This window comes from Sphingomonas sp. 22176, from assembly GCF_052045505.1.
Lineage (GTDB): Bacteria > Pseudomonadota > Alphaproteobacteria > Sphingomonadales > Sphingomonadaceae > Sphingomonas.
This window is the reverse complement of sequence record NZ_JBQEPL010000001.1, coordinates 599,504-621,547: the sequence shown is the minus strand read 5'-3', so window position 1 is coordinate 621,547 and position 22,044 is coordinate 599,504. Positions and strand designations below refer to the sequence as shown.

At 68.8% G+C, this 22,044-nt stretch carries 19 protein-coding genes; 10 read left to right on the top strand and 9 right to left on the bottom strand.

Annotation, left to right across the window (positions count from 1 at the left end; genetic code table 11):
• Positions 1-3 precede the first annotated feature (3 nt).
• Both ACTJKY_RS02930 and ACTJKY_RS02925 read left to right on the top strand, forming a co-directional pair.
• Entirely contained in the window at positions 4-2,742 is a 2,739-nt protein-coding gene (locus ACTJKY_RS02930) for an ATP-dependent DNA helicase (RefSeq protein WP_440844094.1), read from the top strand.
• Positions 2,739-3,272: a SixA phosphatase family protein gene (locus ACTJKY_RS02925; protein WP_440844093.1), complete on the top strand. Its 534-nt coding sequence runs from the start codon at positions 2,739-2,741 to the stop codon at positions 3,270-3,272. The genes ACTJKY_RS02930 and ACTJKY_RS02925 overlap by 4 nt, the downstream gene beginning before the upstream one ends.
• Before the next feature lie 3 nt (positions 3,273-3,275).
• Here the strand turns inward: ACTJKY_RS02925 and ACTJKY_RS02920 are convergent, their stop codons facing one another.
• From ACTJKY_RS02920 to rpmF, 5 genes are all read right to left on the bottom strand, one after another.
• The gene (locus ACTJKY_RS02920; protein ID WP_440844092.1) at positions 3,276-3,605 is read right to left on the bottom strand and encodes a MerR family transcriptional regulator; all 330 of its coding nucleotides are present in this window, start codon (positions 3,603-3,605) and stop codon (positions 3,276-3,278) included.
• Positions 3,606-3,613: 8 nt separating this feature from the next.
• The gene (locus ACTJKY_RS02915; protein ID WP_313536955.1) at positions 3,614-3,922 is read right to left on the bottom strand and encodes an integration host factor subunit alpha; all 309 of its coding nucleotides are present in this window, start codon (positions 3,920-3,922) and stop codon (positions 3,614-3,616) included.
• A 133-nt stretch (positions 3,923-4,055) separates the two neighbouring features.
• Positions 4,056-5,027 (bottom strand): beta-ketoacyl-ACP synthase III, encoded by a 972-nt coding sequence (locus tag ACTJKY_RS02910; RefSeq protein WP_440844091.1) that lies wholly within the window; start codon positions 5,025-5,027, stop codon positions 4,056-4,058.
• A gap of 24 nt (positions 5,028-5,051) precedes the next feature.
• The gene (gene plsX, locus ACTJKY_RS02905; protein ID WP_440844090.1) at positions 5,052-6,083 is read right to left on the bottom strand and encodes a phosphate acyltransferase PlsX; all 1,032 of its coding nucleotides are present in this window, start codon (positions 6,081-6,083) and stop codon (positions 5,052-5,054) included.
• A gap of 29 nt (positions 6,084-6,112) precedes the next feature.
• A complete protein-coding gene (rpmF, locus tag ACTJKY_RS02900; RefSeq protein WP_064310610.1) occupies positions 6,113-6,292 on the bottom strand; it encodes a 50S ribosomal protein L32 in 180 nt (59 codons plus the stop codon).
• A gap of 202 nt (positions 6,293-6,494) precedes the next feature.
• Between rpmF and ACTJKY_RS02895 the strand changes: the two genes are divergently transcribed.
• Entirely contained in the window at positions 6,495-6,896 is a 402-nt protein-coding gene (locus ACTJKY_RS02895; protein ID WP_440844089.1) for an MAPEG family protein, read from the top strand.
• A gap of 4 nt (positions 6,897-6,900) precedes the next feature.
• Here the strand turns inward: ACTJKY_RS02895 and ACTJKY_RS02890 are convergent, their stop codons facing one another.
• Entirely contained in the window at positions 6,901-7,581 is a 681-nt protein-coding gene (locus tag ACTJKY_RS02890; RefSeq protein WP_440844088.1) for an MBL fold metallo-hydrolase, read from the bottom strand.
• Between the two features lie 80 nt (positions 7,582-7,661).
• On the opposite strand from ACTJKY_RS02890, the gene pabB reads away from it, so the two are divergent.
• The 3 genes from pabB to msrA are packed head-to-tail and all read left to right on the top strand — an operon-like array spanning position 7,662 to position 11,384.
• The gene (gene pabB / locus ACTJKY_RS02885; RefSeq protein ID WP_440844087.1) at positions 7,662-9,428 is read left to right on the top strand and encodes an aminodeoxychorismate synthase component I; all 1,767 of its coding nucleotides are present in this window, start codon (positions 7,662-7,664) and stop codon (positions 9,426-9,428) included.
• Positions 9,429-9,461: 33 nt separating this feature from the next.
• On the top strand, positions 9,462-10,661 hold the full coding sequence (locus tag ACTJKY_RS02880) for a pyridoxal phosphate-dependent aminotransferase (RefSeq protein ID WP_440844086.1): 1,200 nt from the start codon (positions 9,462-9,464) through the stop codon (positions 10,659-10,661).
• Positions 10,662-10,706: 45 nt separating this feature from the next.
• On the top strand, positions 10,707-11,384 hold the full coding sequence (msrA, locus tag ACTJKY_RS02875; protein ID WP_440844085.1) for a peptide-methionine (S)-S-oxide reductase MsrA: 678 nt from the start codon (positions 10,707-10,709) through the stop codon (positions 11,382-11,384).
• 281 nt (positions 11,385-11,665) lie between these two features.
• Here the strand turns inward: msrA and ACTJKY_RS02870 are convergent, their stop codons facing one another.
• A complete protein-coding gene (locus tag ACTJKY_RS02870) occupies positions 11,666-11,827 on the bottom strand; it encodes a DUF1674 domain-containing protein (RefSeq protein ID WP_440844084.1) in 162 nt (53 codons plus the stop codon).
• A gap of 113 nt (positions 11,828-11,940) precedes the next feature.
• On the opposite strand from ACTJKY_RS02870, the gene ACTJKY_RS02865 reads away from it, so the two are divergent.
• The 4 genes from ACTJKY_RS02865 to purH all read left to right on the top strand — a co-directional run bounded on the left by ACTJKY_RS02865 (position 11,941) and on the right by purH (position 17,345).
• Positions 11,941-13,221 (top strand): RsmB/NOP family class I SAM-dependent RNA methyltransferase, encoded by a 1,281-nt coding sequence (locus ACTJKY_RS02865; RefSeq protein WP_440844083.1) that lies wholly within the window; start codon positions 11,941-11,943, stop codon positions 13,219-13,221.
• A 131-nt stretch (positions 13,222-13,352) separates the two neighbouring features.
• Complete coding sequence (gene rpe, locus ACTJKY_RS02860; RefSeq protein ID WP_440844082.1) at positions 13,353-14,009, top strand: ribulose-phosphate 3-epimerase; 657 nt, start codon at positions 13,353-13,355, stop codon at positions 14,007-14,009.
• Entirely contained in the window at positions 14,006-15,736 is a 1,731-nt protein-coding gene (locus tag ACTJKY_RS02855) for a heparinase II/III family protein (RefSeq protein ID WP_440844081.1), read from the top strand. Before rpe ends, ACTJKY_RS02855 begins: the two co-directional genes overlap by 4 nt.
• Positions 15,737-15,776: 40 nt before the next feature.
• Entirely contained in the window at positions 15,777-17,345 is a 1,569-nt protein-coding gene (gene purH / locus ACTJKY_RS02850) for a bifunctional phosphoribosylaminoimidazolecarboxamide formyltransferase/IMP cyclohydrolase (RefSeq protein WP_440844079.1), read from the top strand.
• Positions 17,346-17,737: 392 nt separating this feature from the next.
• Here purH and ACTJKY_RS02845 read toward each other — a convergent pair whose 3' ends face one another.
• Positions 17,738-19,246: a lipopolysaccharide biosynthesis protein gene (locus ACTJKY_RS02845; protein WP_440844078.1), complete on the bottom strand. Its 1,509-nt coding sequence runs from the start codon at positions 19,244-19,246 to the stop codon at positions 17,738-17,740.
• A complete protein-coding gene (polA, locus tag ACTJKY_RS02840) occupies positions 19,243-21,999 on the bottom strand; it encodes a DNA polymerase I (RefSeq protein ID WP_440844077.1) in 2,757 nt (918 codons plus the stop codon). The genes ACTJKY_RS02845 and polA overlap by 4 nt, the downstream gene beginning before the upstream one ends.
• Positions 22,000-22,044 lie beyond the last annotated feature (45 nt).

The following is a 22,044-nucleotide window of genomic DNA, read 5'->3' as shown; positions in this document are numbered from 1 at the left end:
AACATGCCCCGTCCGATGCTGCCGCCGCTTCCCTATCCCGCGCTTCACGCCAGCCATTCGGGCGTATGGATCGCCACGGCCGAAGGCACGCGCGGGTTGAGCCGGGGCGAGGCGATCCGCATTGCCGCCGATACGCCGGTGCTGCTGCTCAACGCCCCCCTGGTCGGGCAGCGGCTGGGGCATCCGGAGCTGAGCGGGCTCGACCTGCTCGAGCTCTTCGCCTTTCTCCGTCCCGCCCGCTTCATGGTGCCGACCCCCAAGGGCCTCGCCCGCGCCTGCGGCCTCGAGCCGCCCAAGGACGACGCCCAGGTTGCCGCCTTTCTGCGCGACGCCGCCGCGAATCTGCTCGCGCTCGCGGAGACCAACTGGCCCGAGCGCGAGGGCGCCTGGCACGGACTGCAATCACTCGGGCGGCTGCGCTGGCAATGGTCCGCCGCGCTCGGCCAGCGCATCGCCAAGCCCGAGCGCGCCGAGCGCTGGCTCTTCTCCAAGCTGCCCGAATGGGAGGAAGGCGCCCCCCGCCCCGCCCCGCGCACCATCACGCTCGATCCCGCGCAGGTCGCCGAGCGGCTCGCCCGCCTGACCGGCGCCACCGCCGAGCGTCGCCAGGGCCAGCGCGACTATGCCGAGGCGGCCGCCCAGGCCTTTGCCCCGCGCAGCGTGCCCGACACCCCCAATCTGGTGCTGGCCGAAGCCGGCACCGGCATCGGCAAGACGCTCGGCTATCTCGCCCCCGCATCGCTCTGGGCGGAGCAGTCGGGCGGCCCGGTGTGGGTGTCCACGTTCACCAAGGCGCTGCAGCGCCAGCTCGGCAACGAAGGCGAGCGGCTGTTCCCCGATGCCGAGCAACGCCGCGCGCGGATCGTCACCCGCAAGGGCCGCGAGAATTACGTGTGCCTGCTCAACCTGGAGGATGCGCTACAGGGCGGGTTCGCCGGGCGCGCTGCGATCCTCGCCCAGCTGGTCGCGCGCTGGGCAGCCTATACCGCCGACGGCGACATGATCGGCGGCGACCTGCCCGGCTGGCTCCCCACCCTGTTCCGCCGCAACGGCTCGACCGCGCTCACCGATCGCCGCGGCGAGTGCATCTATGCGGGCTGCCCGCACTATCGGAAATGCTTCATCGAGCGCGCCGCCCGGGCCAGCGCCGATGCCGATATCGTCATTGCCAACCATGCGCTGGTGATGGTTAACGCCGCGCGGGGCCGCGAGAATCAGACGCGCCCGACCCGCTATGTGTTCGACGAGGGCCATCACCTGTTCGATGCCGCCGACGCGATGTTCTCGGTGGCACTGACTGGCCAGGAATCGATCGAGCTGCGCCGCTGGCTGACCGGCCCCGAATCCGGTTCGCGCGGACGCCGCCGGGGCCTCGCTGCGCGCCTGTCCGACGTCGCCAGCTATGACGATGCCGGCGGCCGCGCCATTTCCGAGGCGGTCGACGCCGCGCGCGCGCTGCCGAGCGACGGCTGGCTCCAGCGCCTGGGCGAAGGCGAGCCCTTCGGCCCCATCGAGGCGCTGCTCGCGGCCGTGCGCGGCCTGGTCTATGCTCGCGATGCCAATGGCGCGGCCGATGCCGGCTACGGCCTGGAGACCGAACTCACCGAACCCGATCCCGCCCTGGTCGAAGCGGCCGGCAACGCCACCGCCGCACTCGACGCGCTGCTCCGCCCGATGGTCGTCCTCGGCCGCCGCCTCGAAGCGGTGCTGGCCGAGGCGCCCGACTGGATGGACGGCCCGGCGCGCGCCCGCATCGAAGGCGCGATCGCGTCGCTCGGCTGGCGGGTGGATACGGTGGGCGCCTGGCTGGCGCTGATCGCCCGGATCGGCGGCCCGGCCGATCCCGAATTCGTCGACTGGCTGGCGGTCGACCGCGTCGAGGGCCGCGAATTCGATATCGGCCTGCATCGCCACTGGCTCGACCCCGCCAAGCCGCTCGCCAAGACCGTGCTGGAGCCCGCGCACGGGGTGCTCGTCACCTCGGCGACGCTGCGCGCCGGCGGCGACTGGGACGTGGCCGAAGCGCGCTCGGGCAGCGTCCATCTGCTCCGCCCCGCCCAGCGTTTCGAGGCGAAGAGCCCGTTCGACTATCCCAACCAGGCCGAGGTACTGATCGTCACCGACGTGAAGCGCGGCGACCTGCCCGCGCTCGCCAATGCCTATGCCCGGCTGATCGCGGCGGCGGGCGGCGGCACGCTGGGACTGTTCACCGCGATCCGCCGCCTGCGCGCGGTGCATGCCCGCATCGCCGACCGGCTAGCGCGCGACGGGCTGCCGCTGCTCGCCCAGCATGTCGATCCGATCGACACCGGCACGCTGGTCGACATCTTCCGCGACGATCCCCGCGCCTCGCTGATCGGCACCGATGCGCTGCGCGACGGCGTCGACGTTCCCGGCGATTCGCTGCGGCTGGTGGTGATGGAGGGCGTGCCCTGGCCCAAGCCCAGCGTGCTCCATGCCGCGCGGCGGCTGGCGGGCGGCGGATCGGCCTATGACGACCGCATCGTCCGCGCCCGGCTCGCCCAGGCGTTCGGCCGGCTGATCCGCCGGGCGGATGATCGCGGCGCCTTCGTGCTGCTCTCCGCCGCCACGCCGTCGCGGCTGCTCGATGCCTTTCCGCCGGGCACGCGGATCACCCGCACGACGCTGGATCAGGCCGTTGAGCGGGTTCGGCTTTCCTTGGGGCCCGGGTTGCGGCATGAGGCGGGCGAAGCCGCCAGCGTCCAACTCGGGGAAGCATGAAGACCCTTCTCGTCCTCCGCCACGCCAAGTCCGGTTGGGACGATCCGGTCGCCCGCGATTTCGATCGGCCGCTCAATCCCAAGGGCCAGCGCGCCGCGGTAGCGATGGGCCGCTATCTGCGTGCGGAGGGACTGCGCTTCGACCATGCTATCGCCTCGCCGGCGGTGCGGGTGCAGGAAACGCTGGTGCAGGTATCGAACGGCTATGGCGAGACGATCGCGCCGGCCTGGGACAAGAGGCTCTATCTCGCCTCGCTCGGCACGCTGCTCGATGCGATCGAGGCGCTGCCCGATACTGCCGATGTGGTGCTGCTCTCCGGGCATAATCCGGGGCTGGAGGAGCTGGTGCTCGACCGCGTATCCGCCCCCGGCCCGTTGCGCGACGAAGTCGAGCAGAAATACCCGACCGCAACGCTCGCCGTGCTGCGCTTCGATATCGAGCATTGGGCCGAGGCGTCCGGCGCGGACGCCGAACTCGTCCGGTTCGTGCGTCCGCGCGATCTCGATCCCAGCCTCGGGCCCGATGCCTGAGGCCTAGCGGCCTTCTTCCAGGGCGTCGGACAGCGAGTCCCGGATCGCCTGCAGCTCGGCGGCCTTGCTTCGGCCGCGCGCTGCCTTTTCCTCCGCCAGCAGCTTCTGCACGCCGCGGATGGTGTAGCCCTCCTCGCTGAGGAGCTGGTGGATGCGGCGCACGAGCGCCACGTCATCGGGTCGATAATACCGGCGGTTGCCCGCACGGGTGAGTGGCTTCAGCTGGGGAAACCGGGTTTCCCAATAGCGCAAGATATGCTGCGGCCTGCCGATTTCAGCGGCGAGCTCACCTATGGTCCGCAACGCACCGGCGGCCTTCTCGGTCGCCGGCATCGCGGGCCTCAGCGGGCCGAGACGATGCGGTCGCGCATCATCTGGCTGGCGCGGAAGGTAAGCACGCGGCGCGGTGCGATCGGCACCTCCACCCCGGTCTTGGGGTTGCGGCCGACCCGCTCGCCCTTGTCCCGCAGCACGAAGCTGCCAAAGCCCGAGATCTTGACGTTCTCGCCCTTCGCCAGCGATTCGCACATGTGCTTCAGGATCTGCTCGACGATCCGCGAGGCGTCGGCGCGCGACAGCCCCACTTCGCGATGCAGCGACTCGGCCAAGTCTGCCCTGGTCAGCGTACCCGCAGCATTCATTCCGGCAATTCCTTTCGTGTACTCGGCTACCCGTATCAGATTGTTACGCGCTATCAAGAATGATCTTGAAGCGGCAGTAACGCCTCAGACATATTCTGGAAAAACACGTAACTCGTCCAAAATGGGGATATCATGCCAACGCTTAGAAGCGGATGACGGCTGCACCCCAGGTGAACCCACCGCCCATCGCTTCCAAAACGAGTAGGTCGCCGCGCTGGATGCGCCCATCCCGCACTGCGGTATCGAGTGCCAGCGGAACCGACGCGGCCGAGGTGTTGGCGTGGCGATCGACCGTGACGATCACCTTTTCGGGTGCGAGATCGAGCTTGCGTGCGGTCGCATCGAGAATGCGGGCATTGGCCTGGTGCGGCACCACCCAATCGACATCGCTCGGGCCAAGGCCCGCCATCGCGAGCGATTCGTGCATCACCGAGGCAAGGTTGGTGACGGCGTGGCGGAACACCTCGCGCCCCTTCATCCGCAGCTTGCCGACGGTGCCCGTGGTCGACACGCCGCCATCGACATAGAGCAGGTCGTTATAGCGGCCGTCGGCATGAAGCTTCGTGGAGAGGATGCCCTGCGGCGCCTCGCCCTCGGTATTCTGCGCCTCGAGCACGATCGCGCCGGCGCCGTCACCGAACAGCACGCAGGTGGTGCGGTCTTCCCAATCGAGCAGGCGGCTGAACGTCTCGGCGCCGATCACCAGCGCGCGGCGATGCACACCCGCGCGCAGCATCGAATCGGCGACCTGCACGGCATAGAGGAAGCCCGAGCACACCGCGGCCACGTCGAAGGCGACGCAATCGAGGATGCCGAGCGCGTTCTGCACGCGCGTCGCGGTGGCGGGGAAGGTCTGGTCCGGGGTGGCGGTGGCCAGCACGATCAGGTCGATCGAGGACGCCTCGATGCCTGCCGACTCCAGCGCCGCACGCGCCGCATCCGCGGCCAGCGTGCCCGTCGTCTCGTCGGGCCCCGCGAGGTGGCGGAAGCGGATGCCGGTCCGCTCTACGATCCATTCGTCGCTGGTATCGACGCGCTCCGCCAGCTCCGCGTTGGAAACACGCTGTGCCGGCAGGGCCGAACCCGTACCGAGAATCACCGAACGTACGGTCATGCGACCCCTTCTTATCCCGTCTTCCTACGCGGCCTTGGCCTCGAAGTTCCCCAGATCCTCGGCAATACGCCGGGTCAGTTCGTCGCGCACCATCTTGGCGGCGAAGCCGATCGCGGTATCCACGCCGACTTCGTTCGCGCCGCCATGGCTCTTCACGACGATGCCGTTCAGCCCGAGGAAAACGGCACCATTATGGTTGTTCGGGTCGAGATGGTGGCGCAGCAGGTCGGTCGCCGGCTTCGAAATCAGGAAGCCGAGCTTGGACCGCAGCGAGGAACTAAACGCGCGGCGGAGCAGATCCGCCACGAAACGCGCGGTGCCTTCGGCGGTCTTGAGCGCGATGTTGCCCGAGAAACCGTCGCAGACGATCACGTCGACATCGCCGCGCGACAGCCGGTTGCCTTCGATGAAGCCGGTGAAGTCGAGCGGCAGATGCTTGGCCGCACGCAGCTGGGCGGCAGCATCGCGGATGCTGTCGGTGCCCTTCATCTCTTCGGTGCCGATGTTGAGCAGCGCCACACGCGGGCGATCGAGATCGAGCGCAGTGCGGGCATAGGCAGCACCCATCACCGCGAACTGGACGAGATTGCGCTCGTCCACTTCGGTGTTGGCGCCGAGATCCAGCATCACCGTGTCGTTGGCACCGAGCGACGGCAACAGCGCGGCGAGCGCCGGCCGGTCGATCCCCGCCATGGTGCGAAGCGACAGCTTGGCCATCGCCATCAGCGCGCCGGTATTGCCCGAGGAGACGGCCGCGCCGGCACGCCCCTGCTTCACCAGATCGATGGCAATGCCCATCGACGTGGTCTTGGCACGACGGATCGCCTGGCTCGGCTTGGCATCGGACGCAACGACTTCGGCCGCGTGGACGATCTCCGACGCGGCTGCCAGATTCGGATGTGCCTTCAGGCCGTCGCGAATACGCGACTCGTCGCCGACGAGAAGGAACTCCATCCCCTCGAAGCGGCGACGTGCACGTGCGGCGCCGGCGAGCATGACGGCGACCCCCTCATCGCCGCCCATTGCATCGACGGCGATCCGCGAGGGAACAGTCATACCGGCACCCCCCCGTTGCGGAACGCGGTTCAGCCCTCGACCGAAACGATTTCGCGGCCGTTATAGTGACCGCAAGCGTTGCACAGGTTGTGCGGACGCTTGAGTTCGCCGCAGTTCGGGCACTCCTGGAACGACTCGACAGTGAGCGAATCGTGCGAACGACGCATGCCGCGCTTCGAGGGCGAGGTCTTTCTCTTAGGAACGGCCATTTCGGCACCTTCAACAAGCTAATGAATCAATAAGTCGCGATACGCCCACAGGGTGGTTCAGGCAAGCGACGGCTAGGCCGGCCGCTCGCCGGACCAGCGGACAGGTCACGAAGCGAGCCCGCGCGTATAGCGATTCTCGTCCACGTTGCAAGCAGAAGCCGCACGTGGCAGGGGTTCGCGCCTTGGTTTTAGGGGGACGCGCATGTTTTTTCTGCCGGTTACACTCTCCAGCGCGGGCGCGGCGGCGCTGCTCAACCTGTGGCTGGCGATTCGCGTCATCCAGATTCGCCACGCCGAGCGAATCCTGACCGGCGACGGCGGCAGCCCGCGACTCCTCGCGCGCATGCGCGCGCAGATGAACTTCGTCGAATACACGCCCTTCGTGCTGATCCTGATCGGCCTGATCGAGCTGGCCCAGGGCAGCAGCCTGTACCTCTGGGCGGTGGCCGCGGTGTACCTGCTCGGCCGCGTGGTGCACGGCATCGGCATGGACGGCTGGCGCCGTGGGCGCGAGATCGGCGCGGGGATCACGTTCCTGATCGTCGCCGGGCTGGGCCTCTATGCCGCGTGGCTCGGCTATCCGGGGTCGAACCCGCTCCACTGATCCGTCAGGCGCGCGCCAGCACCGAATCGGCGACGAACGGGTTGGTGCGCCGCTCCTGGCCGAAATTGCTCGGCTGGCCATGGCCGGGCACGAACACGGTCTCGTCGCCCAGCGGCCAGAGCCGGGTGGTGATCGCGTCGATCAGGTCCTGGTGATTGCCCAGGGGGAAGTCGGTCCGCCCGATCGATCCCTGGAACAGCACGTCGCCGACGATCGCCAGCTGCGATTCGGGATGGTGGAACACCACATGCCCCGGCGTGTGCCCCGGGCAGTGATAGACGTCGAGCACCAGTTCACCCACCGTCACCTGGTCGCCCTGCTCCAGCCAGCGGTTGGGCTCGAACGGCTTGCCGGGCACGCCATAGGCGCGGCCGTCATCCTCCAGCCGGGCGATCCAGTAGCGATCGGCCTCCTGCGGGCCCTCGATTGGCACGCCCAGTTCCTCGGCGAAGATCCCCGCCGAACCGCAATGGTCGATATGGCCATGGGTGATCAGCAGCTTCTCGATGGTGACGCCGTGCTGGGTCGCCGCGGCGCGCAGCCGGTCGAGGTCGCCGCCCGGATCGACGAACGCGCCACGCATCGTCCTGGTGCACCAGAGCAGCGTGCAGTTCTGCTGGAGCGGCGTGACGGGCACGATCGCCGCGCGGAGCGGCGGCTGGGCAGCGTTGGGATCGGAAGCCATGCCCCCTCGCTACCCCGCGGGCGCGCGCGCGGCAACCAAGGCTTGCCCTTCGCGGCGCGGCTCTGCATTTCAGCGGGCTGATGGTTTTGCGTCCCCCCTTCGTCCTGCTCGACGACGCGCGCGCCGATGGCGAGGCGCGACTCTATGTCGATCCCGTCGAGATCGTCGTCGCGCACCGCCTGGAGGAAGTCGCCCCTGCGCTGGACCGCCTGCGCGCGGCAGCGGCCGAGGGCCTGGATGCCGCTGGCTGGCTCGCCTATGAAGCCGGCGCCGCGCTCGAACCCGCCGCACCCGCGCGCGAAACGGACGGCCCGCTGCTCTGGTTCGGCCTGTTCCGCGGTCACCAGCGCTTGGCCGCGGGCGCGGTCCCCGCGCTGCTCCCCGATCCCGCCGGTGCCTGGGCCGGGCGCCCCCGCCCGCTGCTCGACCGCGCCGCCTACGACACCGCCCTCGCGCGCGTGCTCTCTTATATAGAAGCCGGCGACATCTATCAGGCCAACCTCACCTTCCGCGCCGAGGTGCCCATCGCCGGCCACCCGGCGGCGCTCTACGCGCTGCTTCGCGCCCGCTCCGCCGCTGGCCATGGCGCGCTGGTCGCGACCGGCGACCAGTGGCTGCTCAGCCTCTCGCCCGAGCTGTTCTTCACGCTGGACGACGGCATTCTAACCGCCCGCCCGATGAAGGGCACCGCGCCGCGCGACGCCGACCCCGCTATCGACGCCGCCCTCGCCGAAGAGCTCGCGACCGATCCCAAGCAGCGCGCTGAGAATCTTATGATCGTCGATCTGATGCGCAACGATCTCGGCCGCGTCGCCCAGCCGGGCAGCGTCGCGGTGCCGCAGCTCTTCCACGTCGAGACCTATCCCACCGTACACCAGATGACCTCGACGATCACCGCCCGCCTCGCCGAAGGGCTCGGAGCCGTCGACGCCCTTGCCGCGTTGTTCCCCTGCGGATCGGTGACGGGTGCACCAAAGATTCGTGCAATGCAGGTAATTGCCGAAATCGAACCCAGTGCGCGTGGCGTCTATACCGGTTCGATAGGGAGGATCGACGCCGATGGTGGGGCAGAGTTCAATGTCGCGATCCGGACCCTGGCCATCGATGCGGCCGGCCGCGCCCGCCTGGGCCTCGGCTCGGGAGTCGTCGCGGATTCCTATGCCGACAGCGAATGGGCGGAGTGCCGCGCAAAGGGGGCGTTCGTGACGATGGGCGAACCGGGCTTCGACCTGATCGAGACGATGCGCTTCGATCCCGAAGACGGCATCCTCCTGCTCGAACGCCATCTCGAACGGATTCGCGATAGCGCCGCCACCTTCGGCTTCCCGTTCGACCGCCATGTCGTCCGCAACGAGCTGCAGGCCGCCACCTTCCGCCTGCGCGATGCCGCCAAGGTGCGGCTGCTGCTCGGCCCGTCGGGCGCGGTGGCGATCGGCATCTCCCCGCCGCCGGCCCCGCCGGCCGGGCCGGTAAAGGTCCGGATCGTACCCCATTCGGTGCCGCGCGACGATTTCCGCCGCGCCCACAAGACCACCCGGCGGGCGCTCTACGACGAACCCCGCCGCGCCGCAGGCAGTTGGGAAGTGGTGTTCACCGAAGCCGAGGGCTATCTGACCGAAGGCAGCTTCACCGCGATCTTCGTCGAGCGCGACGGCGTGCTGGTGACCCCGCCTTTGTCGCGCGGGCTGCTCCCGGGCGTGCTCCGCGCCGAGCTGCTCGCCAGCGGCCGGGCGGTGGAAGGCGACCTCCGCCCGGAGGATCTCAGACACGGATTCCTGCTCGGCAACGCGCTGCGGGGACTGATTGCAGCCGTTACAGTTGCGGAAGGCGCCGAAGCGGACCTATAGGCGCGCATCTTCCCCGGAAAAGGCGTCTAGACCATGCAGACTTCCGCCGCGCTCCAGCGCATCCAGCCCTCCGCCACGCTCGCCATGACCAGCCGCGTGTTCGAGCTGAAGCGTGCCGGCGTCGACGTGATCGGCCTGGGCGCCGGCGAGCCCGATTTCGACACGCCCGATTTCGTCAAGGAAGCCGCGATCCAGGCGATTCGCGACGGCAAGACCAAGTACACCAATGTCGACGGCACGCCCGAGCTGAAGGACGCCGTGATCGCAAAGTTCAAGCGCGACAACGGCCTGGACTACACGCCCCAGCAGATCACGATCAACGTCGGCGGCAAGCACACGCTGTTCAACGCGATCGTCGCGACGGTGGAAGCCGGCGACGAGGTGATCGTACCTGCGCCGTATTGGGTCAGCTATCCTGACGTAATCCAGTTCGCCGGCGGCACCCCGGTGTTCATCGCCGCCGGTGCGAACCAAGGCTACAAGATCACGCCCGAGCAGCTCGAGGCAGCGATCACGCCCAAGACCAAGTGGGTGATCCTCAACTCGCCGTCCAACCCGACGGGTGCGGCTTATTCGGCCGCCGAGCTCAAGGCGCTGGGCGCAGTCATCGAGCGCCACCCGCACGTCTGGGTGTTCGCCGACGACATGTACGAGCACATCCTGTACGACGGCTTCGAATTCGCCACGATCGCGCAGGTCTGCCCGTCGCTCTACGAGCGTACGCTGACGGTGAACGGCTGCTCCAAGGCCTATGCGATGACCGGCTGGCGCATCGGCTTCGCCGGCGGCCCGGCGCCGCTGATCAAGGCGATCGCCAAGCTCCAGTCGCAGTCGACCTCGAACCCGTGCTCGATCGCCCAGGCGGCGGCCGTTGCGGCGCTGAGCGGCGACCAGAGCTTCCTCAAGGACCGCGCCGCCGCCTTCCAGACGCGCCGCGACCTGGTCGTCTCGATGCTCAACGAAATTGACGGCATGCACTGCCCGACCCCGGAAGGCGCCTTCTATGTCTATCCGGAATTCAGCGCGCTGATCGGCAAGACCACGCCCAAGGGCAAGGTGATCGCCACCGACGAAGACATGATCGGCTATTTCCTCGACGACGCCCGCGTGGCGGCGGTGCACGGCGCAGCGTTCGGCCTGTCGCCGGCGATGCGGATCAGCTATGCGACCTCCGAGGCGCTGCTCCGCGAAGCCTGCACCCGCATCCAGACGGCTTGCGCCGACCTGCGCTGAGGGACCTGTAACGCGGGGGCTTCTTCTTCCCTATATGGGGGTATCATGATCCGAAGCACGTTGAAGCTCCCGCTTTCCCTCGCTGCCCTTGCCGGCGGTGCCTTCCTGCTGATCGCGGCCGGTGGCTTGCGCATCGAGAAGGTGACCGCCGTGGCGGTGCCGCCGCCCGCGGTCGACGTCTCCAAGGCGAAGAAGCCGCAGACGGCGGTGTTCGCCGGCGGCTGCTTCTGGGGCATGGAGGCAGTGTTCCAGTCGGTGAAGGGCGTCCAGTCGGTCACCAACGGCTATGCCGGCGGCACCGCGGGCACCGCGACCTACGACCAGGTCAAGAACGAGAATACCGGCCACGCCGAGGCGGTGAAGGTGGTCTATGATCCCACCCGCGTCAGCTATGGCACGCTGCTCCGCGTGTTCTTCTCGGTAGCGCACGATCCCACCCAGAAGGGCGGCCAGGGCCCCGATCGCGGCCCCAGCTATCGCAGCGCAATTTTCCCGCAGACCGCCGAGCAGCGCCGCGTCGCCGGGGCCTATATCGCCCAGCTGACCCAGGCCAAGGCGTTCGCCAAGCCGATCACCACCAAGCTGGAGACGGGCAGCTTCTACCCGGCCGAGGAATACCACCAGGACTTCTTCTGGCGGCATCCGACCCACCCGTACATCATGCGCTGGGACCAGCCCAAGGTCGCCGCGTTCCGCTCGACCTACCCGCAGCTGGCGCACTGATCGGGCGCCTGTCCTACAGGCAGCGTTGCTGCTATGTTCGGCAGGTTCTTTGAATGTGTCGGCTATTCGCCTTGCGCTCTAATCCCCCTCCCGCAGGCGGGAGGGGAACAAGTGCGGTGTCCCTAAACTTCCTGAACTTCACCCGACGAAAACGCGCACGGGCCTAAACTTCGTAAACTTCGCCCCAGCGAAAACCGCATGAGCCTAAACTTCGTGAACTTCAGCCCCGCTGAAAACGCGCACGAACCTAAACTTCGTAAACTTCGCCGCCCACCCGGCCGTCAAAAATCGACCGCGATGCCCTTCAACTCCCAGTCGCCATAGCGGACGGGATCCTTGTCCAGCGGGTCCTGTTCGGGCCGCTGCATCGGTTCGGGCTTGGGCACCGGCGGGCTCTTCGAGAGATAGGCCGGGGGCTGCACATGGTCGGGTCGCTTGCCCATCGGGATTGCCTTCCTTGGTTGCCCGGCCCATGTCGGCCGCCAAAGGAGCATGGTCAAGTGAACGGTTGGGTAGCGCAGGCACGAGCAGACAATATGATGGGAGTGCGCTGACCATGGGCCGCCCGACCACCCGCCGCCCCGCCGAGCGCGAGCCCGATGCCCCCGGCGTCCCCGCCCGCCGCGCCGCGCTCAAGCTGCTCGATGCGGTGCTGCGCCGCGGGCTCGCGCTTGAACAGGCGCTCGACTCCGCCGCACAAGGGCTCGCCCCCAACGACCGCGGCCTTGCGCACGCGATTGCCGCCGAGGCGCTGCGCCGGCTGCCCGATCTCGACGCGCTGATCGATTCCGCCACCCGCCAGCGCCTGCCCGACGACGCCAAGGCCCGCTTCGCGCTGCGCATCGCGCTGGTCCAGGCGATCGCGCTCGGCACCCCCGGCCATGCCGCGATCTCGACGGTGCTGCCGCTGGTCGATGGCGGCCCGCGCAAGCTGGTGCACGGCGTGTTCGGCACACTGATGCGCGGCAACGCAACGCTGCCCGACGTGCCGATGCTGCCCGATCCGGTGGCGCTGCGCTGGCAGGCGCAGTGGGGCGACGCGGTGGTGCAGGCCGCATGCGAAGCCATCGCCACGCCGCCCCCGCTGGATCTCAGCCTCAAGACCGACGGCGTGACGGTCGAAGGCGCGACCAGCCTCGCCCCGCGCCACGCCCGGCTCGAACCCGGCACCAGCGTGCCCGACCTCCCTGGCTTTGCCGAGGGCGACTGGTGGGTGCAGGATCTCGCCGCCTCGATCCCCGCCCGCCTGATCGGCGCGGGCACCGGCACCGCGCTGGACCTCTGCGCCGCACCGGGCGGCAAGACGCTCCAGCTCGCCGCCGCCGGCTGGCAGGTGACCGCGGTCGACGTCGCCGAGAACCGCCTCGCCCGCCTGCGCGAAAATCTGGAGCGCACCGGCCTGTCGGCACAGATCGTCACCGCCGATTTGCTGACCTGGAACCCCGCCGCGCCCGCAGACGCCGTGCTGCTCGACGCGCCGTGCAGCGCCACCGGCATCTTCCGCCGCCATCCGGACGTGCTCCACCGCGTCCGCCCCTCGCTGATCGCCGAGATGGCGGAGCTGCAGGCCAAGCTGCTCGATCGCGCCGCCGCCTGGGTGAAGCCCGGCGGCACTTTGATCTTCGCCACCTGCTCGCTGGAGCCAAAGGAAGGCGAGGCGCACCTCGCCCCCTTCCTCGCCGCGCATCCCGAGTTCGAACTGGTGCCCGCGACCGCCGACGAGCTTCCCGCCGGCATTGCGCCGCGCGAAGACGGTTCGGTGCGCGTTCTACCGGGCATGCTGGCTGAGCAGGGCGGGCTGGACGGCTTCTTCATCGCCCGGTTTCGCCGCCGCTGATCGCACGTTCGGGGCCCTTCGTCCCGCCTGTGCAGCAAGCTGTGGATAAGCCTGTGGAAAAGCAATGCGCAACCGGTGGGCACCCGCCCCCTCCGGTTGCGCCCGACTCGCCCCTTCCCTAGGAGACGCCCATGTCCGTCCGCATCGCCCCTTCGATCCTCTCGGCCGATTTCGCGCGGCTCGGCGAGGAAGTCCGCGCCATCGACGCCGCCGGCGCCGACTGGATCCATGTCGACGTGATGGACGGGCATTTCGTGCCCAACATCACCATCGGCCCCGCGGTGGTGAAGGCGCTGCGCCCGCACTCGGCCAAGAATTTCGACGTGCACCTGATGATCACGCCGGTCGATCCGATGCTCGCCGCCTTTGCCGAGGCCGGGGCGGACACGATCTCGGTGCACCCCGAGGCCGGCCCACACCTCCACCGCACGCTCCAGACGATCAAGGCGCTGGGCAAGCGCGCCGGCGTGGTGCTCAACCCGTCGACCCCGGTCGATGCGATCGATTATGTGATGGACCTGGTCGATCTGATCCTGGTGATGAGCGTGAACCCCGGCTTTGGCGGGCAGAAGTTCATCATGAGCCAGCTGCCCAAGATCACCGAGCTGCGCCACCGCATCGAAGCGAGCGGCCGGGCGATCGACCTCGAAGTCGACGGCGGCATCGACCGCGAGACCGCCCCCAAGGCGATCGCCGCAGGTGCCAATGCACTGGTCGCCGGCACCGCGACGTTCACCGGCGGCCCGAGCCAGTACGCCGCCAATATCGCGGCACTGCGCGGGGCTTGACCGACCCGACACCGGACTCCGCCGCCGACGGAGCCGAAGAAGGCAAGCGGCTGATCCGGGTAGGCGGCGACCGCGGCCTGTCGCTGGCCGACCGCATCGCCGATCGCTTCCAGCGCCTCGCCTGGCGCTCGCCGCTCTATGCGATGCGGCTGAAGGGCCGGCATCCGCTCAAGCTGCTCACCGCCGCCGACGATCCGTTCTTCGGCGATCCGCAGCGCGGCAACGCCCTGCTCGACGGCGAGCTGCGGCTGTGCGGCGAGGTCCGGGCGGTCGAGACACTCGATTTCGCCAAGCCCGACTGGTCCCCCGCCTTCACCCAGCATCTCCAGGGCTTTGCCTGGCTGCGCGACCTATCCAGCGTCGCCACCCGCCAGCAGGGCGCGCCGATTGCCGAGGACCTGATGCGCCGCTGGCTCAAGGTGCACGGCGAGCAGGTCGCGGACCCGGCCTGGCGGCCCGATCTGGTCGGCCGGCGCATCCTTGCCTGGGTGGCGCATGCGCCGCTGATCCTGTCCTCCACCGACCAGGTCTATCGCTCGGGCGTGATGCATGCCCTGGCCCGCGGTGCCCGCCATCTCGACCGCAGCGCCGACAAGGTGCCGGTCGGCGTGCCGCGGCTCGCGGCCTGGGCGGGACTTACCGTCGCGGGCCTCGTCCTGCCGGGCGGCGACCCGCGCCGCGCCTTTGCCGAGGCCGGGCTCAACCGCGCGATCACCGCCTCCGTTTACGAGGACGGCGGCACCGTCGGCCGTTCGCCCGACGGCCAGCTCGATGCGATCCAGCTGATCACCCTGCTCTGCGAAACCTATGCCGCCCGCCGCATCGAGCCGCCGGCCTTCGTGCTCGGCGCGCTCAACCGGATGGTCGCGGCGCTGCTGGGCGTCTGCCACGGCGATGGCGGGCTCTCGAGCTGGCAGGGCTGCGCGCCGATCAGCGGGGAGTGGATCGAGCAGGCGATCGAGGCGACCGGCGTCCGCACCCGCCCACTCAAGCAGGCGCGTGACTGGGGCTATCAGCGCCTGTCCTGCGCCGGCACCGTGCTGATCCTCGACGCAGCCCCCCCGCCCGACGCCCGGGTGGCGCAGACCGGCTGCGCCTCCACCCTCGCCTTCGAGCTGTCGGACGGCGCGGACCGGATCGTCGTGAATTGCGGCGGTAGTCGCGCCGCCGATGCCCGCCTGCCCGCCGAGTTGGTCCAGGGCCTGCGCACCACCGCCGCGCATTCGACGCTGACGCTGGGCGACAGCAACTCCACCGCGATTCATGCTGACGGCACGCTCGGCCGCGGCGTCAGCGAAGTGGAGCTGGTCCGGCAGGAGACCGAGCATGCCAGCCGGATCGAAGCGGCACAGGACGGCTATGTCCGCCGCTTCGGGCTGCTCCACCGCCGCGAGCTCACCTTGTCGCACGACGGGCGCGACCTGCGCGGCGAGGATCTGCTGCTCCCCGCGGGCAAGCGGCGGATCGAGTCGAAGCCCTTTGCAGTGCGCTTCCACCTCGCCCCGCAGGTCGAGGCATCGCCCACCGCCGACGGCCACGGCGCGATCCTGCGCACCGCCTCGGGCATGCTCTGGCAGTTCCGCGCCAAGGGCGGCACGCTGGCGATCGAGGAGAGCCTGTGGATCGATGCGCGCGGACGTCCGCACGCCACCCAGCAGCTGGTGATCCATGGCGAGACGCCGGCGGGCGGCGCCAGCCTAAACTGGGTGTTCCACCGCTCCAAATAGGGCTTGCCCCGGCGCGCCCGATTGAGGAGAGGGGCGGGCCATGGACATCAAGATCACCCGCGCGCTCCTCTCGGTCTCCGACAAGACCGGGATCGTCGAACTCGGCCAGGCTCTGGCCGCCCAGGGCGTCGAGCTCGTCTCGACCGGCGGCACCGCCACCGCCCTCCGCAACGCCGGCCTGGAGGTCCGCGATATCTCGGACCTCACCGGCTTCCCGGAGATGATGGACGGCCGGGTGAAGACGCTGCACCCCAAGGTGCATGGCGGCCTGCTCTCGGTGCGCAACAATCCCGAGCACCAGGCCTCGATGGCCGAGCACGAAATCGCACCGATCGACCTCGTGGTGGTAAACCTCTATCCCTTCGCCCAGACCGTCGCCAAGGGCGCGGACCGCGACGAGATCATCGAGAATATCGACATCGGTGGCCCCTCGATGGTGCGCTCTGCCGCCAAGAACCATGAATCGGTAGCGATCGTCACCGATCCGGCCGATTATGCGCTGGTGATGGGCGGGACGACCACGCTGGAGCAGCGCCGCAAGTTCGCCGCCAAGGCCTATGCCGCGACGGCCGCGTATGACGCGATGATCTCCAGCTGGTTCGCCTTTGCCGACCAGGGCGAGGCCTTCCCGGAGACGCTCAATATCTCGCTGAAGCGCGGCCAGGCGCTGCGCTACGGTGAGAACCCGCACCAGCAGGCGGCCTTCTATGCCGCGACCGGCCCGGCCGCGCGCGGCATCGGCCAGGCCCGCCAGCTGCAGGGCAAGGAACTCAGCTACAACAATTACAACGACGCCGATGCGGCGCTCGAGCTGGTCAGCGAATTCCGCGACGGCCCGCCGACCGCGGTGATCGTCAAGCACGCCAATCCCTGCGGCGTGGCGAGCGGCGCGACGCTGGCCGAGGCCTATGCCGCAGCGTTCGCCTGCGACACCGTCTCGGCGTTCGGCGGCATCATCGCGGTCAACCGCCCGCTCGACCGCGCGACCGCCGAGCAGATCACCGGCATCTTCACCGAAGTGGTGGTAGCACCCGACGCCGACGAGGAAGCGCTGGCACTGTTCGCGGCGAAGAAGAATCTCCGCCTGCTGCTCACCGGCGAGCTGCCCGATCCGGCGCGCGCGGGCCTGTTCGCCAAGTCGATCGCCGGCGGTTGGCTGGTCCAGGGCCGTGACAACGGCATCGTCACGCGTGACCAGCTCAAGGTCGTCACCAAGCGCCAGCCGACCGAGCAGGAACTGGCCGACTGCCTGTTCGCCTGGACGGTGGCCAAGCACGTCAAGTCGAACGCGATCGTCTATGCCAAGGACGGCAGCACGGCGGGCGTCGGCGCCGGCCAGATGAACCGTCTGGAAAGCGCCCGCATCGCCGCGTGGAAGGCCAAGGACGCCGCCGACAAGGCCGGCTGGGCGACCCCGCGCACGATCGGCTCGGCGGTGGCGTCGGACGCGTTCTTCCCCTTCGCCGACGGTCTGCTGGCGGCGGTGGAAGCGGGCGCGACCGCAGTGATCCAGCCCGGCGGCTCGATCCGCGACGACGAAGTCATCGCGGCAGCCGACGAAGCCGGGCTGGCGATGGTGTTCACGGGCATGCGCCACTTCCGGCATTGAGGCACAGGCGCCGCGCTTCCGGTGGGGGCGCGGCGCAGCTCTTAAGTTTACGAAGTTTAGGCTGTGGCGCGTTTTTCCGCGGCCTGAAGTTTACGAAGTTTAGGCCCTCGCGCAGTTTCAGTCCCGCTGAAGTTTAGGAAGTTTACGTCCGTGCGCGTTTCGCGCCGGGGATATGTTCGAGCGCGTGCGCATCCGTGGATGCGCACGGCATGGAGTGGCTCGCGGGTTCAAAGAGCAGCGTAGAACATATGGGGATCAAAGCGGGCCGAGCAAGGTTTGCCAGGGATACCGCTTCGCTGGCTTTCCGGCGGCGGTGTGCGCTGCGCCGCCCCCTCCACCACCGCCTGCGGCGGCGGTTCCCCTCCCCCGGCTTCGCCGAGGGAGGGGAACGGTTAGGCAGTCTCGCCTGCCATTGCCTCGGCACGCGGCGCTTTGCGGAACAGGGCGCGGTCCTCAGGGCCGAAGCCGAAGCGGATGATCACGAACAGGAAGGTGGCCAGGATCGCCGGCATGCCCAGGCTCATCTCGGCCCATTCGAAACGGTGCGGCAGCGCGGTGAAGGCGCCCCCCACCAGCCCTGCGGTCGCCATCGCGGCGAAGAAGCTGGGGCGGATGCTCACCACCGGCGCGCCGAGCTTGGCCTGGAGCAGCAGGCCCTTCGCTATCGAACCGATCGTCAGCGAGAGCGCCAGCGCCACCGCCGGGCCCGCCGACTGCACCGGCACCGGCCAGCCCTGACCCCGCGCGACGAAGATCAGCACGAAGCTCAAGCCGATCTGCAGCATCAGCACGCAGATCGAGATCGCCAGATTGGTGTGCCGGGCGATGTAGATCAGCGCCGTCTCGCACACCGCTCCGGGCGAGGCGAGCACCTCGGCGAAGAGCAGGATGCACAGCACCGCCGAGCCGATCACGAACTCGCGGCCGAGCAGACCCATCACCCCCTCGGCGGGGATCGAGAACATCACGGCGAGTCCCGCCTGCGCGCAGAGGATCCAGAAGCCGACCTGCCGCACCTGGTTCGCCACTGCCGGGCGGTCACCCGCCGCGAGGCTCTGGGTGATCACCGGCCCCAGGATCGGATCGAAGCTCGATTTCAGCCGCTGCGGCACCGAGGCGACCTGCTGCGCCATGTAATAGATGCCGACCACCGAGGGCGCGAACAGCAGGCCGAGGATGAAGCGATCGACATTGCGCGTCGCCCATTCGATCGCGTCGGCCCCCGCCAGCGGCGCGTTGAGCCGCGCCAGACCCCAGATCTCCGCCGGCTGCGGCCTCCAGCCGACGGGCAGGCCATATTCGCGCACGAACGGCACGATCGAGGCAACCAGGGCCGCGCTCATCGACAGCACATAGGCCATCAGCAGCCCGTCGCGCGACGAGACGAAGGAGAAGACATAGGCCGCGATACTGATCGTCCACGGCTCGATGATCGCCCGCGCGGTCACTGCCGCGCCGATATTGTGGCGATAGGCCAGCGCGGAAAGCGACACGTCCGATAGCGCGATCGCGATCACCGCGACGGAAAGGAAGCGCTCCAGCCCCATCACCGGGCTGTTGGGGAACATCGCCTGCGGGAACAGCATCATGATGCCGCTGGCGATCAGCGCCGCGACGAAGGCCACGACCATTGCGTCCCACACGACATGGGTGTGCGGCCGATCGGTGCGCGACAGCGCCTGCGCCAGCCCGCGCTTGAGCCCGAGCGTCGCGACCAGCGCGACGAACTCGATGACCAGCACCGCGATGGCGTACCGCCCGACGATCTCCGGGCCATAGGAGCGCCCGGCGATGAACAGGAACGGCAGCCGCGCCACCAGCCGGATGATGAAGCCCAGCATGTTGGTGCGCCCGCCCTTGGCGAGCGCGTTGATATCCTTGGACGCTTCCGTCTGGCTCAATGCGCGGCGCCCCAGCTGGGCCCGACGCCGATCTCCACGCCCAGCGGCACGGTGAGCTGGATCGCCGGTTCGGCGGCGGTGGCCATCACCCGCTCTATGATCGGCCGGGCGGCCTCGACATCGCCTTCGGGCAGCTCGAACACCAGTTCGTCGTGCACCTGGAGGAGCATGCGGACCTTATCCAGTCCCGCCTCGCGCAGCGCCGGGACCATCCGGGTCATGGCGCGCTTGATGATGTCGGCGCTGGTGCCCTGGATCGGCGCGTTGATCGCGGCGCGCTCGCTGCCCGCCCGCTCATTCGGGTTGGACGCCTTGAGCCGCGGGAAGTGCGTCTTCCGGCCGAACAGCGTGGTGGTATAACCGCGCTCCTTGGCCTCGCGCAGCGTGTCGGCGATGTAGCGGTTGATGCCGGGGAAGCGCTCGAAATAGCGATTGATCATCGCCTGCGCCTCGTCCGGCGTCACGTCGAGCCGGCCGGCCAGCCCCCAGCGCGAGATGCCGTAGAGGATCGCGAAGTTGATCGTCTTGGCGCGGCCGCGAGTGTCGCGGTTCACTTCGCCGAACAGCTCCATCGCGGTCAGGCTGTGGATGTCATCCCCGTTCGCGAACGCGGTGCGCAGCGCCGGCACGTCGGCGATGTGCGCGGCCAGGCGCAGCTCGATCTGCGAATAGTCGGCGGAGAGGATGACGTTGCCCGGCTCGGCGACGAAGGCGTCGCGGATCTGGCGGCCGGTTTCGGTGCGGACCGGAATGTTCTGCAGGTTCGGATCGGTCGAGGAGAGCCGCCCGGTCTGCGCGCCGGTGAGGCTGTAGCTGGTGTGGACTCGGCCCGTATGCGGGTTGATCTGCGCCTGCAGCGCATCGGTATAGGTCGACTTGAGCTTGGAGAGCTGGCGCCAGTCGAGCACCTTCAGCACCATCTCGCGGCCGGGCGAATCCTTGTCGGCGGCGATGCGCTCCAGCTCGTTGACGTCGGTGGAATAGACGCCGGACTTGCCCTTGCGGCCGCCCTTGATCCCCATCTTGTCGAACAGCACGTCGCCCAGCTGCTTGGGGCTGCCGATGGTGAACTTGAACCCGGCGATGGCGTGAATCTCTTCCTCCAGCGCGGCGATCTGCTGCGCGAAGTCGGACGAGAGCTTCGCCAGCACGGCGGCATCGACCTTGATGCCGGTGGCCTCCATTTCGGCCAGTACGGACACGAGCGGGCGGTCGACGCTCTCGTAGACGCGGGTCACGCTCTCATAGGCGAGCCGCGGCTTGAGGCGGCGCCACAGCCGCAGCGTGACGTCGGCATCCTCGGCGGCGTAGCGGGTCGCGGCCTTGAGATCGACCTGGCCGAAGTTGAGCTGGCTCTTCCCCGTGCCGACCACGTCCTTGTAGGCGATGCAGCTGTGCGCGAGGTGGGTGGCAGCGAGCTCGTCCATGCCGTGGCCGTGCAGGCCGGCGTCGAGATCGAAGCTCATCACGATCGTGTCGTCATAGGGCGCGACGCGGATGCCCGCGCGGCCGAGCACGATCATGTCATACTTCAGGTTGTGCCCGATCTTGAGGACGGCGGGATCCTCCAGCAGCGGCTTCAACCGGGCGAGCGCCTCGGCCCGGTCGATCTGATCGGGCTTCTCGGCGAACATGTCGGTGCCGCCATGGCCGAGCGGGATATAGCAGGCGAGATTCGGCGCCAGCGCCATGCTGACCCCGACGAGATCGGCCTGGGTCGCATCGAGCCCGGTCGTCTCGGTGTCGATCGCCACCCAGCCCTGGTGGCGCGAGACGGTGATCCAGCGGTCGAGCGCGGTCAGATCGGTGACGGTCTCATAGCCGTCATGGTTGCAGGGCGGGTCTTCCTCGACGCCGGGGGTGTCGTGCGTCTCCACCGGCGCATCGGCCACCGAGGACAGGCGCGAGAGCAGCGTCTTGAAGCCGTGATGCTCAAGGAACGCGCGCAGCGGCGCGTCGGGGATGCCCTGCAGCTCCATCGCTTCCAGCGGTTCGGGCAGCGGCACGTCGCAGGCGAGCGTGACGAGTTGGTGGCTCAGCCGCGCGAGATCGGCATGCTCGATCAGATTATCGCGCAGCTTGCCCTTCTTCATCGACGGGGCAGCGGCGAGCACCGATTCGAGATCGCCATGTTCAAGGATCAGCTTGGCGGCGGTCTTGGGGCCGACACCGGGCACGCCGGGGACATTGTCGACGCTGTCGCCCATCAGCGCGAGCACCTCGCCGAGCTTCTCAGGGCCAACGCCGAACTTCTCGCGGGTATCGTCCGGGCCCATCCGCTTGTTGTTCATCGTGTCGAGCATGTCGACGGAAGGGTCCGTCATCAGCTGCATCAGATCCTTGTCGGAGCTGACGATGGTCACCGCCCAGCCCTGCGCCAGCGCCGCCTTGGTATAGCTGGCGATCAGGTCGTCCGCCTCCCAGCCCAGTTCCTCGATACAGGGCAGGCTGAAGGCGCGCGTCGCGTCGCGGATCATCGGGAACTGGGGGACCAGATCCTCGGGCGCGGGCGGGCGATGCGCCTTGTACTGGTCGTAGAGATCGTTGCGGAAGGTATGCTCGGACTTGTCGAGAATCACCGCCATATGGGTGGGCCCATCGGCCTTGTGGAGCGCGTCGACCAGCTTCCACAGCATCGCGGTATAGCCGTACACCGCCCCCACCGGCTCGCCATGCTTGTTGGTCAGCGGCGGCAGCCGGTGATAGGCGCGGAAGATGTAGCTGGAGCCGTCGACGAGATAGAGATGGGGCATGGGGCGGGAGATAGCAGCGCGGTGCGCCGCCGTCATCCCGCCGAG

Excerpts from the sequence above, each read along its gene's own strand:
- ACTJKY_RS02930 (WP_440844094.1), top strand. The coding sequence starts at position 4 with ATGCCCCGTCCGATGCTGCCGCCGCTTCCCTATCCCGCGCTTCACGCC.
- ACTJKY_RS02925 (WP_440844093.1), top strand. The coding sequence starts at position 2,739 with ATGAAGACCCTTCTCGTCCTCCGCCACGCCAAGTCCGGTTGGGACGAT.
- ACTJKY_RS02920 (WP_440844092.1), bottom strand. The coding sequence starts at position 3,605 with ATGCCGGCGACCGAGAAGGCCGCCGGTGCGTTGCGGACCATAGGTGAG.
- ACTJKY_RS02910 (WP_440844091.1), bottom strand. The coding sequence starts at position 5,027 with ATGACCGTACGTTCGGTGATTCTCGGTACGGGTTCGGCCCTGCCGGCA.
- plsX (WP_440844090.1), bottom strand. The coding sequence starts at position 6,083 with ATGACTGTTCCCTCGCGGATCGCCGTCGATGCAATGGGCGGCGATGAG.
- rpmF (WP_064310610.1), bottom strand. The coding sequence starts at position 6,292 with ATGGCCGTTCCTAAGAGAAAGACCTCGCCCTCGAAGCGCGGCATGCGT.
- ACTJKY_RS02895 (WP_440844089.1), top strand. The coding sequence starts at position 6,495 with ATGTTTTTTCTGCCGGTTACACTCTCCAGCGCGGGCGCGGCGGCGCTG.
- ACTJKY_RS02890 (WP_440844088.1), bottom strand. The coding sequence starts at position 7,581 with ATGGCTTCCGATCCCAACGCTGCCCAGCCGCCGCTCCGCGCGGCGATC.
- pabB (WP_440844087.1), top strand. The coding sequence starts at position 7,662 with ATGGTTTTGCGTCCCCCCTTCGTCCTGCTCGACGACGCGCGCGCCGAT.
- ACTJKY_RS02880 (WP_440844086.1), top strand. The coding sequence starts at position 9,462 with ATGCAGACTTCCGCCGCGCTCCAGCGCATCCAGCCCTCCGCCACGCTC.
- msrA (WP_440844085.1), top strand. The coding sequence starts at position 10,707 with ATGATCCGAAGCACGTTGAAGCTCCCGCTTTCCCTCGCTGCCCTTGCC.
- ACTJKY_RS02870 (WP_440844084.1), bottom strand. The coding sequence starts at position 11,827 with ATGGGCAAGCGACCCGACCATGTGCAGCCCCCGGCCTATCTCTCGAAG.
- ACTJKY_RS02865 (WP_440844083.1), top strand. The coding sequence starts at position 11,941 with ATGGGCCGCCCGACCACCCGCCGCCCCGCCGAGCGCGAGCCCGATGCC.
- rpe (WP_440844082.1), top strand. The coding sequence starts at position 13,353 with ATGTCCGTCCGCATCGCCCCTTCGATCCTCTCGGCCGATTTCGCGCGG.
- purH (WP_440844079.1), top strand. The coding sequence starts at position 15,777 with ATGGACATCAAGATCACCCGCGCGCTCCTCTCGGTCTCCGACAAGACC.
- polA (WP_440844077.1), bottom strand. The coding sequence starts at position 21,999 with ATGCCCCATCTCTATCTCGTCGACGGCTCCAGCTACATCTTCCGCGCC.